Below are 13,860 nucleotides of genomic sequence, written 5' to 3'. Positions count from 1 at the left end.
CTTTTGGCGGTAGCTTTGGTTAGAATATAAAGAGGATCAGTTCTCCTAATAAACTTCTTTAAAGTTTATTAGGGGTGACCTATTACATATTGTGGGCTTTAGCACAACATGAAGCAATCAACTGAAGCAGAAATCAAATATGATTGAATATCTATGATGAGTTTTTAGATTGTCGCTTAATAAGGGCACTCATTAATTTTTCAATGTTAGTCACATGTGGTGTTTCTTGAAATATCATGGCCTTAGTTCGTTCTTCACAATATCCTTTAACTTCTGCATCAGGAAAAATATAGAATTTTTTTTGTTCAACTTCGTTTATTATATATTCAGCTATATCAAGAGCAGGTCGTGAGTGAGACAAAAGTGATTTTAATATTTCTTGGAATTGTGAGTGAGCATGTTCGCTGTGAGATAACAGCGCTGTATCAGTAAAAGAAGGAAAAACTATGGAGACATTTACCGGTTTTTTCATACGTTCTAGATCAAAATATAAAGATTCAGATAGCGCTAAAACTGCATGTTTTGACATAGAATAAGAAGCTGTCTGTGAACCCGTACAAAGAGCATATAAACTGGCTATATTAATGATATGTGAATAAAATGTTTGTTGAAATAAGAAGGGCGTAAACGCCTGAATCATATGAATCATTCCAAATAAATTAACGTCCATTACTTTTTGAATGTGTTCAGGGCATAAATCCCAAATCGGGCTTAATTGACCTATAATACCTGCATTATTATAAATCCAATCGATACGTCCCAACTCGAATTGAACCTGTTGAGCCAATTGACTCACGTGGTTTGGCTTGGTTATATCACAAGAAACTTCCAAAATTTTTTCTGGAAATAAAGCCAATAATCGTGTGGCTTCATTTTTAAGTTTAACGCTATCCTTATCCACCATAACTACAAAATGCCCTCGTTGTAAATGAACTTGGGTTAATGCTAATCCAATTCCACTTGCAGCACCGGTGATAACAGCTACTTTCATTTTATTTCCTTTGCTATAATTTTTTATAATCTTAAACAAAATAAAGGATCTATTTTGAAAAACGGCGATGAAATACCAGAACCTGATGAGTTTCCTAGTGTGCCGAATGAGTATCCAGAAAATCCAGAGCCTTTTGAGCCAGATGATCCTGGATTACCTGAACCTGAGCCATTAGAGCCCACAGAACCAGATTTAGAATAGTAATTTGCACCGTACAGGTCTATATGAGGCATGTCTGGAATGTTGTGGCCTAGACGATATTTATTGGATACGGTTTTGCATGAAAATGATACTTTGGAAGTCATCGTATACTTGATCGATGTTCTGCTGTATAAAGATCATTTTTATTCAATATTAAATTCGTCATTTCGCCAAAATCAAAGCATGCCTCGAACAGATCCGTTTTTTAAGCTTAGTGTGCTATTGCTTTACACCTCTTATTAGTTTCCATTGATGAGTTGATCTAATGCATTACCTATATCTTTAGCCCTCATTAAACTTTCTCCGACAAGAAAAGTATTTATGCCATGAGATTGCATCAAACGAATATCTGCATGAGTATTAATTCCACTTTCAGTAATAGTTATTCTGTCTTTGGGAATATAGTGTTTTAAATCAATACTCAACTGTATATTTGTATCAAATGTATGAAGACTACGATTATTGATTCCTATTAATGGAGTAGGTAAACGTAAAGCGCGTTCGAGTTCTTCTTGAGTATGACTTTCTACAAGGACAGCCATACCAAGCTCCTGAGCCAATTGGCAAAACTCAATTAACTCAACATCATCAAGTAAGGCGACAATAAGTAAAATACAGTCAGCACCTAAAGCTAAGCTTTCATAAATTTGATAGGTATCAAGAATAAAATCTTTACGTAATATGGGTAAGTTACAATGCATTTTTGCTTGAGCTATATAATCGGGGTGACCTTGGAAAAAGTCAATATCAGTAAGTACAGAGAGACAACGTGCTCCATGACGCGCATATATTGTTGCAATTTCTGCTGCATTAAAATCTTCTCTAATTAGTCCTTTGCTGGGGGATGCTCGTTTAATTTCTGCAATAATGGCTGGTGTTTCTTTAGTTTGTAGGGCAGTAAGAAAATTTCTTTGCTCCATGATTGGTTGTTGTTTTAGTAAATCTAAAGGCTTTTTTTTCTTAGCTAAACTGATTTCTTCTAATTTTTGTTGCGTAATACGCTGTAGTACACTATTCATGATTTGATTCTTTGTTTAAAGTTTGAGTTAATTGTCGAAGTTGTATAAAGCATTGCTTGGCTTTACCACTATCTATAGCGATTTTAGCGTGTTCTAATGCTTGTTCAAAAGATAAATCTTTACCTGCACAATAAATAGCTGCTGCAGAGTTTAATAATACTATATCTCGTGCAGCCCCTAATTTTCCGGAAAATACTGCTTGGATATAGTCCAAACTTTGAGTCGGTGAGTCAACAATAATTTCATTTAAAGAACGATGTTTGATACCATAATCTTCAGGATTAATAATCCAATGATTGTATCTACCCTCTCGATATTCAACTATATTTGTAGGGGCTGCAATACTGATTTCATCTAAACCATCTTGAGAACTAACTACTAAGGCTCTTTCACTTCCTAAATGAGCAAGAACAGAGGCCAAGGGTTTTTGCCAAGTTGCTGAAAATACTCCTACAACTTGCCTTTTTACACGAGCAGGGTTAATTAATGGACCAAGTAAGTTAAATAAAGTTCTAATTCCTAATTGTTGACGAGCTGCTCGAGCATATTGCATCGCTGGATGATAATGAGGGGCAAATAAAAATGTTAAGCCACATTGTTTCATGCAAATTTGCATTTGCTCATCTGTAAGATTAAGTATGAATCCTGCTTTCTCTAATAAATCGGCGCTACCACTACGACTGGAGACTGAGCGATTGCCATGTTTCGCAACAGGAAATCCCGCACCTGCAACTACAAAACTACAGGCAGTAGAAACATTAAACGTATTTTTTCCGTCTCCACCAGTACCTACTATGTCAATTAAATTTGTATCTAATTTTATATAATGAGCTAATTGCTGCATGACTTCTGCAGCAGCAATTAGCTCATCGGTAGTTTCACCTTTCATACGCATCAGTGCTAAAAAAGTAGCAATTTGAGCATCACTATATTCACCAGACATACAAGCACGAAGAACATCTTGCACTTGCTCAGGGCTTAAATTTTTTTTAGCAATTAGGTGTTCAAATAGAAGATTAGGTTTCATATTTTAAAAAATTATCTAATAGTTTTAGTCCATGCTGGCTTAATATAGCTTCTGGATGGAATTGTAGACCAAAAATAGGATATTGACGATGTGAAATTGCCATAATGGTATTATCTGCCCATGCATCAATCGAGAAACAATCAGGCAGACTGTCTTTATCAACGGCTAGGGAATGATAACGGGTTGCTGTGAATTGATTTGGTATATTTGCAAATATACCTTGCTGATTATGTATAATAGTTGATGTTTTCCCATGTACTATTTCTGGAGCGGATATAATTTTACCGCCAAAAACTTCTGCAATACATTGATGTCCAAGACAAATTCCTAATATAGGGATATCTTGATAAAAATTATAAATTGCTTCCATGGAAATACCAGCATCCTTAGGTGCTTTGGGCCCAGGGGAAATCACTAAGTAGCTGGGATTAAGCTTCTTTATTTGCGTCAAACTAATTTGATCATGTGTGAAAACAATTACTTCTTGATTTAAACATTGGAAATATTGCACTAGATTGTAAGTAAATGAGTCGTAGTTATCGATGATAAGTAACATGTTAAATTAAAATTTGAATTAATAATCGTAGTTTAAAGTAGTCGCTTTATAGTTCCGAGTTCCACTGAGCTACGCCCTGAGTTTTATAAAGTAAAGTCTTCACCTAGATAAACAGCCCTTACTTGTTGGTTAGCCAGTATAATATCCGGTGTTCCTTCACACAATATTTTTCCTTGACTGACAATATAGGCGCGTTCACAGATATCTAAGGTTTCTCTTACATTATGATCAGTGATGAGTACCCCAATGCCTTTATTACATAAATGTTGAATAATTTTTTTTATATCAATGACCGAAATTGGATCAACCCCAGCAAAAGGTTCATCGAGTAGAATAAAAGAGGGTTCTATGGCCAAAGCTCTAGCAATTTCAACACGCCGTCGCTCTCCTCCTGATAAGGACATACCTAAACTTTTGTCTAGATGGGAAATATGAAATTCTTGAAGTAAAAGATCGAGTTTTTCTTCTCGAGCTTGCTCACTTAAATCAGATCTCAATTCTAGTATCGCCATAATATTTTCTGCAACAGTAAGCTTACGGAATACAGAGGCTTCTTGGGGGAGATAGCTAATTCCTAAACGAGCTCGTTGATGCATGGCACTTGATGTAATGTCTTTTTCGGATAAGAAAATTTGACCTTCATCACAAGCCTGTAGTCCTACTATCATGTAAAAACAAGTCGTTTTTCCAGCACCATTAGGTCCTAGCAAACCAACACATTCGCCTTTGTTTATATGAAGGGTAATTCCATCAACCACTGTTCGCGATTTAAAGGATTTTTTGAGGTTTCGTGCTTCTAGAATACTCATGATGGTTTCTTTTCTGGATGATAAATAATCATTATTCTTTTGTTGCCATCGCCCTGAGATAAAACATGCTGTTTTTCAGTATCATAACTTATTTTGGTTGCAGAGAACGAGTTATTTCCTTGTTCAACTCGTGCATTTCCTATTAATTCAATTAAATGCCGTAGTGGGTAATAACGGATGGTATCAGCATATGCATGAAGGGGCGGTTTTTTAGGATCTGTTGTTGTCCAATAATGAGCTTGCTGTCCTGGAATTCCGCTGGCTATGGCTACAACAAGCTGATTCTTGTCGTTACCTAAAGTGATTGCTTTAGTGGCCCGTAGATTTGTTGTCCCTTGTATCAACTCAACATTACCGGTATAAACACCTTTATGTTGTTGTTGACTCAAATCTGCTGAGTCGGCCATTACATGCATTACTTTTTCTTTATCTTCAGACAATGCATATGAAGAGCAAGCACATGTCAAAAGGAACCATAAACCGAACCACCATTTAAAACAGTGGTGTGACACACTATAACTAACCATTCGCTGGAACATAACTTCCTCGGGCTCGATGAAGTAACTCTACTCGCTTTTCCTCTAGATAAGCATTCATTCCAGTAGATTGAACGACATTACCTGATTGCTCATAAGTTACTAAAACGTCAGAAATTGCTTTTTTTTCTTTTGGAAAGTAGGTTACTTCTTCTGTTTTTAAAGTGCTTTCTTGGGATTTATTGCCTTGCTTCTGATGTACAATCACGTTACCTAGAAATGTAACTTGCTTACCTCCCTCAATCGATCTGCCTTTTTCTGAGCGAATGTCCCAAGGTGGTTGTTCATCTTGACTTACAATAATATGAGGATTTTCAAATAAATAAACATTGCCCTTTTGAATATGTTGCATGAGTGGCGCGGTTAATAAATTCGTTAGAGTGCCTTTTTGATTAAACTGGCGTACTGTTACATGAGAAATTGTAGTATCTACTGAATTTGCCAAAGTGTCATGATCCAGACGTATTATTGTTGTTGAATGGCTGTAATACCATCCTGAACAAGCCAGAAGAATTAATGTAAAAAAAAGCCACATGAATTGTTTTGCTGCGTTCATTGTTTTAAATAACCTGCTATAGCTAAATCCATTTTATTCTGTGCATTAAGAATAAAGTCGCATAGTTCACGTACAGCGCCACGACCGCCTGGTAAAGTAGTTTGCCACATGGCAATTTCTTTAACTAAGTATGTTGCATCAGCAACAGAAACACTAAGTCCTACTTGTTGCATAATAGGGATGTCTGGAATATCGTCACCTATATAAGCGAATTGTTCATCTTTTAGGTTTAATGTCATTTTGAGTTGATTATAAGCCTCTTTTTTATCTATTTTATTTTTATAATAATGAAGAATACCTAATTGTTGCATTCGATGATCAACTAATGGATTACGAGAACCAGTAATAACAGCGACTTCAATGCCGACTGCCATGAGTAGTTTTAACCCAACACCATCATGAATATGAAATGTTTTCTGCTCATTACAGTGAGTATCAATATATAAAAAACCATCTGTCAGTACACCATCGAGATCACAGATGAGGCATTTTATATTTTTCGCGTGTTCTATTAACTTGATCATTAAAAAACACCAGCTTTTAACAAATCATGAAGATGAAGCACGGCAACAGGCCTTTTTTCTTCATCAATTACAATTAGTGACGTTATACTGTATTTTTGCATCATAGCCAAGGCTTCGGCCGCAAGCATTCCCTTGTAAATAGTGCGTGCATTACGTGTCATTACTTCTTTAATTGGAGTAGTGTTAATGTCATATTGACGTGTCAAAGTTCGCCGAATGTCTCCATCGGTATAGATACCAGTAAGATATCCTTTATTATCAATAACACAAGTCATCCCGAGTTTTTTATCGGTTACTTCAATAAGTGCTTCGCTAACAGTCGCATTTTCAGGAACAAGGGGCAATTGTTCTCCTTGATGACAGAGATCATCAATACGTAATAAAAGTCGTTTGCCCAAAGAACCTCCAGGATGAGATAAAGCAAAATCTTCTTCGCTAAACCCTCGGGCTTGTAAAAGAGCGATTGCTAGCGCATCTCCCATTACCAATGCTACTGTTGTACTGGTTGTAGGCGCTAACCCGAGTGGGCACGCTTCTTGTTTAATGCTGACGTCTAAGTTCACATCGGATGCTTTTGCTAAAGCAGATTCAAGATTACCGGTTAAGGTGATAAGTGGTATTTCTAATCGCTTTAATAAAGGAAGTAAGGTGACTAGTTCAACAGTATTGCCTGAGTGGGATATGGCGATCACGGTGTCTTGTCGTGTAATCATTCCCAAATCACCATGACTTGCTTCACCTGGATGCATAAAAAATGAAGGGCTGCCTGTACTTGATAAAGTAGCAGCAATTTTATTGGCTATATGTCCTGATTTTCCCATGCCAGTTACAACGATCCGTCCTTTACAGGAAAGCAGTAACTCACATGCTTTTTCAAATCGGTTATCAATTCGTTGGCTTAATTCGAATACAGCTTGTGCTTCGGTTTCAATAACGGCAAGTCCAAGTTTACAAAAATTCATAAGCTTATTTTTTGTTTTTTTGTTTAATTTTGATTCTAACAAAAAAACATTTGAATAAATAGAATTAAATAACTCATTTTTTTTTGTGATCCAGTATATACTCCTACTTTTGGTTGAACCGGAAACTAAAGAGCATGCCTGAAAATTGGGTTGAAATAAAGAATTTAATATTTACTCGTGAGAATCGCCGCATCTTCGATGGCATTAATATGAACGTTAAACGGGGTAATATTACTGCGATCATGGGACCAAGTGGTTCTGGAAAGACGACTTTATTGCAGCTAATTGGTGCACAGTTAAAGCCCGATAGTGGTGTTATTCATGTAAACGGGCAAAATATTCATCAATTGCCTCGCAAAGCCTTATATGAAGCAAGACGTAATATGGGACTTCTTTTTCAAAGCTCTGCTTTGTTTACCCATCTATCAGTATTTGAGAACGTTGCTTTTCCTTTAAGAGAACATACGCAATTAAATGCATCCATGTTGCGAAACATTGTATTGATGAAGCTTGAGGCTGTTGGTTTACGAGGAGCCGTTGACTTGATGCCGGCCCAGTTGTCTGGTGGAATGGCCAGACGTGTTGCTTTAGCGCGGACAATTGCTTTAGATCCAGAGCTTATGATGTACGATGAGCCCTTTACTGGACAAGATCCTATTTCATTAGGAGTTTTGGTGCGACTGATTAAAAGATTAAATGAGTTGCTGCATACGACAACAATTATTGTTTCCCATGATGTAGAGGAAACGTGTTCAATCGCTGATTATATTTACCTTATTTTTGGTGGAAAAATTATAGGAGAAGGAACCCCGCAAGAACTAATACAATCTACCGAACCTCAGGTCAAGCAATTTATGCATGGGGAAGCAGATGGAGTAGTGCGCTTTCATTATCCTGCCAGGCCATATACAGAGGAGCTATTAGATGTTTGAGTTCATAGCGCGTGTAGGTAACCGCGGTTCACGAATCTTACAAAATTTAGGTAGTTCTGGTTTATTTTTATTTCTTATGTTATTCAGGAAACCAGATATTTCAAAACTATGGTCTTTGGTACGTTATCAAATTTATTTTGTTGGTGTATTATCCTGTTTAATTATTATTGTTTCTGCTTTATTCATTGGTATGGTCGTTGGTTTACAAGGCTACAATACTTTGCAAAAATTTGGTGCCTCAAGCCAGTTAGGCCAATTATTAGCCCTAAGTATTTCAAGAGAACTTGGACCAGTAATCAGTGCTTTGCTGTTTGCAGGTCGAGCCGGCTCTGCTTTGACTGCTGAAATTGGCTTAATGAAAGCAACGGAACAGTTATCCAGTATGGATATGATGGGTGTTGATCCTTTAGGCAGAGTTATTTATCCTCGATTTTTAGCTGGTTTTATTGCTTTACCGCTATTAGCATTAATTTTTTCAGCTGTAGCAGTCTTTGGCGGGTATTTTATTGGAGTACATTGGTTAGGAGTAGATGCAGGAAGCTTCTGGTCCAATATGCAGGCAGCAGTTGATTTTCGTATTGATGTACTCAGTGGTATTATTAAGAGCTTAGTTTTTGCTTTTGTTGTAACCTGGATATCGGTATTCCAGGGGTTTGAATGTGTGCCTACTGCAGAAGGTATTAGCCAGGCGACGACTAAAACAGTGGTTTATTCTTCGCTTGCAGTATTAGGCCTTGATTTTTTGTTGACTGCAATGATGATTGGAGACTGGTAAATGAATAAGCAACGTTACGTAGATTTTAGTGTTGGCCTGTTTATGTTGCTTGGTGTGTTGGCCTTATTGGTTATGACCATGAAAGTGAGTAATTTCTCAAATTTCATGTCTCAAGACCATTACCAGGTAACTGCAGGTTTTACTGATATTGGTGGTTTGAAAGTTCGGGCACCTGTTACAGTTGCCGGAGTTAAAATTGGAGAAGTAACTCATATCGAATTACAACCAGGTGAACTTAATGCAAAAGTAACAATGCGTTTGAGAAGTGATAAAAAAATTCCTTATGAAGATACCTCAGCGCGAATTTTGACTGAAGGCTTGCTTGGCTCAAATTACATTAGTATTGTGCCAGGGTTTGAAGACGAAGAGAGTAAAGATCATCCCTATTTGCAGAATGGAGATGTGATTGATAAAACTCAAGAAGCAATAATTTTAGAAAATTTAATTGGTCAATTACTGTTTAACATTAAAAAATAAGGGTTAAAAACATGAGAATAATAAAAACCATCTTATTCGTTATAGGTGTGATTGTATCTCCGATAATGAGTGCTGGACAAAACTCTCCTATTCCTATGTTAGAGGAGACGGCTAATAATATTATTGCGACCCTTAAAGAAAATAAATCCAGCTTGAAAAGCAACCCTAATATTATCTATAAAGCTGTAGAAACAAATTTACTGCCTATTGTCGATGTGGTTGGAATGTCTCGTTCTGTTTTAGGGAGGCAAGCATGGACTAAAGCGACAAATACACAAAGAGTACAATTCTCTAAAGCATTTACTCGTCTTGTTATCCGTACTTACGCTAGTCCTTTAGCACAATATGCTGATGAGAGTGTGCAGTTTTTACCTTTAAGAGGTTCTTTAAACTCCAGATTCATACGAGTTAACAGTATCATAGTTCGTACAGAAGGCCAAAACATTCCTTTGTCTTATAGCCTTGTTGCTAAAAATGGCCAATGGAAAATTTATGACATTAGTGTTGAGGGTGTGAGTTTGCTGCAAAGCTTCAGATCGCAATTTGCCCAAGCTTTACAAAACTCCAGTATTGATGATGTGATTAAATTAATGGAAAAGAAACAGCTTAAAAGGGCTTCTTAATTGTGAATAGAGTTTATTTTAAACCGGATGTAGATCTGACATTTAAATCAGTAGTAGAAGTGCGAGCCAACCTTTATCAAGCATTGATGGACGATAAAAGTGGCCTATTTACTCTTGATTTAAGTAACGTAAAACATTGTGATAGTGCAGGTTTAGCATTACTCATTGAGGCCAGAAAGCTATGCAAAAAAAGTCATAAAGCTTTTGAAGTTATTGGAATGCCTGCTGAAACACAGTCTTTAGCAGAGTTTTGTGGTGTAAAGAGTATTTTAGAAGCAGTATAATACGCTTTGATTACACATGTAGCCTGGGGGAGGTATAGCCGTATCCCGGGTTTTCTTTTTATCTGGAGAGTAGAAATATAGGTTGAATGTAACTTCTTAATAAGACTGTGTAAACAACGTAGCTTACGTTCTAAAGGGCGCAGAATTCAGGATTTGGCTCTATGCAGTATCTCAGGATCCTGTGAACAATCAGTAGGACGTAGAAAAAAGTAGTTTTCCCAAGGAATTATTGAGAATTTACGGTTGAATTGCCTAACAGTTTGTATTTATTTCAATTTGTGAGCTAATTTTAATGTTGAAGAACGAAGAAATCGAACAGAAATTTAAAGCCATTGAAGATGTTTTTTACGTTAAAGTGGAGGGGGATGGTTATCAATATCAAATAACCATAGTAAGTGATATCTTTTTAAATAAACCCAAAGTAGCCAGGCAACAGTGGGTTTATGCGCAACTGAAAGAACTGATTACCACTGGTAGGCTTCATGCAATTAACATGAAGACGTGGACAAAAGAAGAATGGGGGAAGCAACATGGATAAATTATTAATTAATGGCGGTAAAGCATTACATGGTGAAGTGGTTATTTCTGGGGCGAAAAATGCGGCTTTGCCAATAATGGCAGCGAGCTTGCTTGCACGAGATCATGTAACGATTTCAAATGTACCTCATCTTAAAGACATTACAACAATGATGGAGTTATTAGGTCAATTGGGTGCTCATTTAATTGTTGACGAAAAAATGAACGTCCAAGTTGATGCCAGTCAAGTTAATGAATTTGTTGCTCCTTATGATTTAGTGAAAACAATGCGTGCCTCTATTTTGGTGTTGGGGCCTCTGCTAGCACGTTTTGGTAAAGCAGATGTATCTTTGCCTGGAGGATGTGCTATTGGAACACGACCTGTTGATTTGCATTTGAAAGCGTTAAAAGCGATGGGGGCCGATATCACCGTTAAAAATGGTTATATTAACGCTCAATGTAGACGTGGTCGTTTGCAAGGCAAGCGTATTATGTTTGATACGGTTACAGTAACAGGCACTGAAAATATATTAATGGCCGCAACACTTGCTGAAGGAACGACGATTATTAAAAATGCAGCACGTGAACCCGAAGTGGTCGATTTGGCTCATTTTTTAACTCAAATGGGCGCTAAAATTTCAGGTGCTGGAACTTCAATTATTGAGATCGAAGGTGTCTCGGATCTTTCTGGTGGAGTTTATTCTGTAATGCCCGATAGAATTGAAGCAGGAACTTATCTGGCAGCTGGGGCTTTGACTCGAGGACATGTTACGGTCAAGCGGGTGCGTCCTGATACTTTATTATCTCAATTATGTAAATTTGAGGAGGCTGGGGCTGAACTAACAATTGGTGAGGATTGGGTAAGTCTTAATATGAATAATCAGCGTCCTCAAGCAGTGAATATTTCTACAGCTCCATACCCCGCTTTTGCTACAGACATGCAAGCTCAATTTATGGCTATGAATTCAATAGCAGATGGCTCTTCGACTATAGTTGAAACAATATTTGAAAATCGTTTTATGCACGTACAAGAGTTACAGCGTATGGGGGCTCAGATTCAACTGAATGGTAATACTGCAATAATTAATGGTGTTGAGAAATTAACTGGTGCACCAGTAATGGCAACTGATCTACGTGCTTCAGCCAGTTTGATTTTAGCGGGCCTAGTTGCTGAAGGTGAAACTTCGGTTGAGCGCATTTATCATGTCGATAGAGGTTATGAACGTATAGAAGAAAAGTTATCCTTACTAGGCGCTGATATTAAGCGAGTTTCTGACCGGTGATTACTCGAGAAGAACTTTCATTATACCTGCAGCAATTATTGAGTTGCGAACATTATAATGATTATGCACCTAACGGAATACAGGTTGAGGGTAAATTACAGATTAGCCGAATTTGCACTGCAGTGACTGCTTCTGATGATGCCATTTCACAAGCAATCTCATGGGGTGCAGATGCTCTATTGGTTCATCATGGATATTTTTGGCGTGGCGAAGCGCCAATAATTACTGGAATGAAGCGACATCGAGTTAATAAGCTTTTGCGAAATGATATAAATTTGTTTGCGTATCATTTACCTTTGGATTGTCATCCTGAATTTGGAAATAATGCCTGTTTGGCTAAACTGTTTGAAGTTGACTTGTTTCATATGCACCGTGCAGGTACTACAGATAATTTGCTGTGGTCAGGCAAGCTATCGCAAACAATGGGGCCCACAGAATTTTCAGCGTTTCTAGCAAAAAAGTTGCAACGGACTCCATTGCTTATTCAGGGTAGTGATAAACCCATCACATATATTGCATGGTGTAGTGGAGGAGCTCAAGATTTTATAGAAAATGCATATCAATTGGGTGTAGATGCATATCTTAGTGGAGAAATTTCAGAACGGACCTATTATCAGGCAAAAGAATTGGGCATTCATTATTATTCTTGCGGACACCACGCAACAGAGCGATATGGAATCCAGGCTTTAGGAAATCATCTAGCATCTCAATTTGAGCTTGAGCATTTATTTATTGATAGTGAAAATCCTATTTAATTTCAGCTCGAGCCCTCATCTCGAGCTGAAGTTCAGAAAATATTAATGATGAATATCTAAAGGCGCAATGTCTCCCATAGTAAATGTGGGTCCATGATCACCAGGTTCATAACTTTCTGGATTTTGATTGTCCAAAACCTCTAGCTGAATACTTATGCCATCAAGTGAAAAGCTCCCCATCAATTCTTTTCCCATTTGTGCAGCAAGAATTTCCCAAAATACTTCAGCGGGAAGCTCTTCAGAAGGCTCCAGGTATTTTAAAATAATTGCACGTAGTACCCGATAATCAGGATACTTATTGCTTGGCAAGTTTTTCTTATATGCATAACGAACGTATACGTTAAGTGTTTGTCCTGATTGCCTGGTTGTATGGTATTGAGGAATAACGAATTGAAAATAATTTTTTTCGTTATTGCCTTCTATTTGAGTTGCAGCCCATGATGATATAGACCAATAAGAAATTACTAAAATTAATGAAATATATTTTAATAAATTTTTCATTTAATTCTCCAAATAAATACCAATTTATGATGAAAATCATTGGTAAAAGTGATTTAAAATTGTGTTTTAACTATTGGAGAACGGCGAGGTGGTTTATAGATGCGTGTTTTAAATCCTGTACATAGAATTAATAAACAAAGTGTAAAAGAAAGTAGAGATAACAGTGAAAGTGTTTTAGATAGGTTTAATAATGTTGGTATTACATAATTCTGACTTAGATTACAGCGAATAGTAGATGTTGGGGCTTTTTGTGAACATTGGATAGTATAACCCGATGCAGCAACTGTCTCAGGGCTGGTTATTTCATTGTTATTGGTGTAGGGAAATGCTACAACAAATAGGACAATAAAAATAAAATATTTTTTCATACCAAGCATTATATTCGGTTTAGGCGTTGTTGACAATTTATCCAAAAATAATCTTTATTTATTAAGAGTGAAATTAGATGTGCTACATTTAATACATCAATGGTGATTAAGCTGTATACTACATACTTGTGTCATATAGTCTCATCAGCTAACATGGATTAATAG

20 protein-coding genes are annotated in these 13,860 nt (G+C 36.9%); 9 read left to right on the top strand and 11 right to left on the bottom strand.

Going from position 1 to position 13,860, the window contains the following annotated elements; genetic code table 11:
* Positions 1-151: 151 nt before the first annotated feature.
* Entirely contained in the window at positions 152-991 is an 840-nt protein-coding gene (locus Lsan_RS11495; RefSeq protein ID WP_058514532.1) for an SDR family NAD(P)-dependent oxidoreductase, read from the bottom strand.
* 54 nt (positions 992-1,045) lie between these two features.
* On the opposite strand from Lsan_RS11495, the gene Lsan_RS22505 reads away from it, so the two are divergent.
* Positions 1,046-1,192: a hypothetical protein gene (locus Lsan_RS22505; protein WP_165482602.1), complete on the top strand. Its 147-nt coding sequence runs from the start codon at positions 1,046-1,048 to the stop codon at positions 1,190-1,192.
* Between the two features lie 239 nt (positions 1,193-1,431).
* Here Lsan_RS22505 and trpC read toward each other — a convergent pair whose 3' ends face one another.
* The 8 genes from trpC to Lsan_RS11450 all read right to left on the bottom strand — a co-directional run bounded on the left by trpC (position 1,432) and on the right by Lsan_RS11450 (position 7,181).
* Positions 1,432-2,211 (bottom strand): indole-3-glycerol phosphate synthase TrpC, encoded by a 780-nt coding sequence (gene trpC / locus Lsan_RS11485; protein ID WP_058514530.1) that lies wholly within the window; start codon positions 2,209-2,211, stop codon positions 1,432-1,434.
* A complete protein-coding gene (gene trpD, locus Lsan_RS11480; protein WP_058514529.1) occupies positions 2,204-3,238 on the bottom strand; it encodes an anthranilate phosphoribosyltransferase in 1,035 nt (344 codons plus the stop codon). The genes trpC and trpD overlap by 8 nt, the downstream gene beginning before the upstream one ends.
* Positions 3,228-3,794: an aminodeoxychorismate/anthranilate synthase component II gene (locus Lsan_RS11475; RefSeq protein ID WP_058514528.1), complete on the bottom strand. Its 567-nt coding sequence runs from the start codon at positions 3,792-3,794 to the stop codon at positions 3,228-3,230. Before Lsan_RS11475 ends, trpD begins: the two co-directional genes overlap by 11 nt.
* A gap of 83 nt (positions 3,795-3,877) precedes the next feature.
* Complete coding sequence (gene lptB / locus Lsan_RS11470) at positions 3,878-4,603, bottom strand: LPS export ABC transporter ATP-binding protein (protein WP_058514527.1); 726 nt, start codon at positions 4,601-4,603, stop codon at positions 3,878-3,880.
* The gene (gene lptA, locus Lsan_RS11465; protein ID WP_058514526.1) at positions 4,600-5,142 is read right to left on the bottom strand and encodes a lipopolysaccharide transport periplasmic protein LptA; all 543 of its coding nucleotides are present in this window, start codon (positions 5,140-5,142) and stop codon (positions 4,600-4,602) included. The genes lptB and lptA overlap by 4 nt, the downstream gene beginning before the upstream one ends.
* Complete coding sequence (gene lptC, locus Lsan_RS11460) at positions 5,123-5,695, bottom strand: LPS export ABC transporter periplasmic protein LptC (protein WP_058514525.1); 573 nt, start codon at positions 5,693-5,695, stop codon at positions 5,123-5,125. The genes lptA and lptC overlap by 20 nt, the downstream gene beginning before the upstream one ends.
* Positions 5,692-6,219: a KdsC family phosphatase gene (locus Lsan_RS11455; protein ID WP_058514524.1), complete on the bottom strand. Its 528-nt coding sequence runs from the start codon at positions 6,217-6,219 to the stop codon at positions 5,692-5,694. Before Lsan_RS11455 ends, lptC begins: the two co-directional genes overlap by 4 nt.
* The gene (locus tag Lsan_RS11450) at positions 6,219-7,181 is read right to left on the bottom strand and encodes a KpsF/GutQ family sugar-phosphate isomerase (protein WP_058514535.1); all 963 of its coding nucleotides are present in this window, start codon (positions 7,179-7,181) and stop codon (positions 6,219-6,221) included. Before Lsan_RS11450 ends, Lsan_RS11455 begins: the two co-directional genes overlap by 1 nt.
* Before the next feature lie 134 nt (positions 7,182-7,315).
* Here Lsan_RS11450 and Lsan_RS11445 point away from each other — a divergent pair, with 134 nt between their 5' ends.
* The 8 genes from Lsan_RS11445 to Lsan_RS11410 all read left to right on the top strand — a co-directional run bounded on the left by Lsan_RS11445 (position 7,316) and on the right by Lsan_RS11410 (position 12,826).
* Positions 7,316-8,113, top strand: coding sequence for an ATP-binding cassette domain-containing protein (locus Lsan_RS11445; protein WP_058514523.1), 798 nt, complete (start codon positions 7,316-7,318; stop codon positions 8,111-8,113).
* On the top strand, positions 8,106-8,888 hold the full coding sequence (mlaE, locus tag Lsan_RS11440; RefSeq protein ID WP_058514522.1) for a lipid asymmetry maintenance ABC transporter permease subunit MlaE: 783 nt from the start codon (positions 8,106-8,108) through the stop codon (positions 8,886-8,888). The genes Lsan_RS11445 and mlaE overlap by 8 nt, the downstream gene beginning before the upstream one ends.
* Positions 8,889-9,365, top strand: a complete 477-nt coding sequence (gene mlaD / locus Lsan_RS11435; protein ID WP_058514521.1) for an outer membrane lipid asymmetry maintenance protein MlaD — start codon at positions 8,889-8,891, stop codon at positions 9,363-9,365.
* 11 nt (positions 9,366-9,376) lie between these two features.
* Positions 9,377-9,988, top strand: coding sequence for an MlaC/ttg2D family ABC transporter substrate-binding protein (locus Lsan_RS11430; RefSeq protein WP_058514520.1), 612 nt, complete (start codon positions 9,377-9,379; stop codon positions 9,986-9,988).
* A gap of 2 nt (positions 9,989-9,990) precedes the next feature.
* Positions 9,991-10,272: an STAS domain-containing protein gene (locus Lsan_RS11425; RefSeq protein WP_058514519.1), complete on the top strand. Its 282-nt coding sequence runs from the start codon at positions 9,991-9,993 to the stop codon at positions 10,270-10,272.
* 292 nt (positions 10,273-10,564) lie between these two features.
* Positions 10,565-10,810 (top strand): BolA family protein, encoded by a 246-nt coding sequence (locus Lsan_RS11420; RefSeq protein WP_058514518.1) that lies wholly within the window; start codon positions 10,565-10,567, stop codon positions 10,808-10,810.
* Entirely contained in the window at positions 10,803-12,071 is a 1,269-nt protein-coding gene (murA, locus tag Lsan_RS11415) for a UDP-N-acetylglucosamine 1-carboxyvinyltransferase (protein WP_058514517.1), read from the top strand. The genes Lsan_RS11420 and murA overlap by 8 nt, the downstream gene beginning before the upstream one ends.
* Positions 12,068-12,826 carry a Nif3-like dinuclear metal center hexameric protein gene (locus Lsan_RS11410; protein ID WP_058514516.1) on the top strand — a complete coding sequence of 253 codons (759 nt, stop codon included), beginning with the start codon at positions 12,068-12,070 and terminating at the stop codon, positions 12,824-12,826. The genes murA and Lsan_RS11410 overlap by 4 nt, the downstream gene beginning before the upstream one ends.
* A 42-nt stretch (positions 12,827-12,868) precedes the next feature.
* Here the strand turns inward: Lsan_RS11410 and Lsan_RS11405 are convergent, their stop codons facing one another.
* Positions 12,869-13,327, bottom strand: coding sequence for a hypothetical protein (locus tag Lsan_RS11405; RefSeq protein ID WP_058514515.1), 459 nt, complete (start codon positions 13,325-13,327; stop codon positions 12,869-12,871).
* Between the two features lie 53 nt (positions 13,328-13,380).
* Positions 13,381-13,740 carry a hypothetical protein gene (locus Lsan_RS22615; protein WP_133134377.1) on the bottom strand — a complete coding sequence of 120 codons (360 nt, stop codon included), beginning with the start codon at positions 13,738-13,740 and terminating at the stop codon, positions 13,381-13,383.
* Between the last annotated feature and the right edge of the window lie 120 nt (positions 13,741-13,860).

This window comes from Legionella santicrucis, from assembly GCF_001468135.1.
Lineage (GTDB): Bacteria > Pseudomonadota > Gammaproteobacteria > Legionellales > Legionellaceae > Legionella > Legionella santicrucis.
The sequence above is the reverse complement of the archived record's forward strand: the minus strand, read 5'-3'. Positions and strand labels throughout refer to the sequence as shown.

What these genes read in the sequence shown, in the direction of transcription:
- Lsan_RS11495 (WP_058514532.1), bottom strand. Translation starts at nt 991, where the DNA reads ATGAAAGTAGCTGTTATCACCGGTGCTGCAAGTGGAATTGGATTAGCA.
- trpC (WP_058514530.1), bottom strand. Translation starts at nt 2,211, where the DNA reads ATGAATAGTGTACTACAGCGTATTACGCAACAAAAATTAGAAGAAATC.
- trpD (WP_058514529.1), bottom strand. Translation starts at nt 3,238, where the DNA reads ATGAAACCTAATCTTCTATTTGAACACCTAATTGCTAAAAAAAATTTA.
- Lsan_RS11475 (WP_058514528.1), bottom strand. Translation starts at nt 3,794, where the DNA reads ATGTTACTTATCATCGATAACTACGACTCATTTACTTACAATCTAGTG.
- lptB (WP_058514527.1), bottom strand. Translation starts at nt 4,603, where the DNA reads ATGAGTATTCTAGAAGCACGAAACCTCAAAAAATCCTTTAAATCGCGA.
- lptA (WP_058514526.1), bottom strand. Translation starts at nt 5,142, where the DNA reads ATGTTCCAGCGAATGGTTAGTTATAGTGTGTCACACCACTGTTTTAAA.
- lptC (WP_058514525.1), bottom strand. Translation starts at nt 5,695, where the DNA reads ATGAACGCAGCAAAACAATTCATGTGGCTTTTTTTTACATTAATTCTT.
- Lsan_RS11455 (WP_058514524.1), bottom strand. Translation starts at nt 6,219, where the DNA reads ATGATCAAGTTAATAGAACACGCGAAAAATATAAAATGCCTCATCTGT.
- Lsan_RS11450 (WP_058514535.1), bottom strand. Translation starts at nt 7,181, where the DNA reads ATGAATTTTTGTAAACTTGGACTTGCCGTTATTGAAACCGAAGCACAA.
- Lsan_RS11445 (WP_058514523.1), top strand. Translation starts at nt 7,316, where the DNA reads ATGCCTGAAAATTGGGTTGAAATAAAGAATTTAATATTTACTCGTGAG.
- mlaE (WP_058514522.1), top strand. Translation starts at nt 8,106, where the DNA reads ATGTTTGAGTTCATAGCGCGTGTAGGTAACCGCGGTTCACGAATCTTA.
- mlaD (WP_058514521.1), top strand. Translation starts at nt 8,889, where the DNA reads ATGAATAAGCAACGTTACGTAGATTTTAGTGTTGGCCTGTTTATGTTG.
- Lsan_RS11430 (WP_058514520.1), top strand. Translation starts at nt 9,377, where the DNA reads ATGAGAATAATAAAAACCATCTTATTCGTTATAGGTGTGATTGTATCT.
- Lsan_RS11420 (WP_058514518.1), top strand. Translation starts at nt 10,565, where the DNA reads ATGTTGAAGAACGAAGAAATCGAACAGAAATTTAAAGCCATTGAAGAT.
- murA (WP_058514517.1), top strand. Translation starts at nt 10,803, where the DNA reads ATGGATAAATTATTAATTAATGGCGGTAAAGCATTACATGGTGAAGTG.
- Lsan_RS11405 (WP_058514515.1), bottom strand. Translation starts at nt 13,327, where the DNA reads ATGAAAAATTTATTAAAATATATTTCATTAATTTTAGTAATTTCTTAT.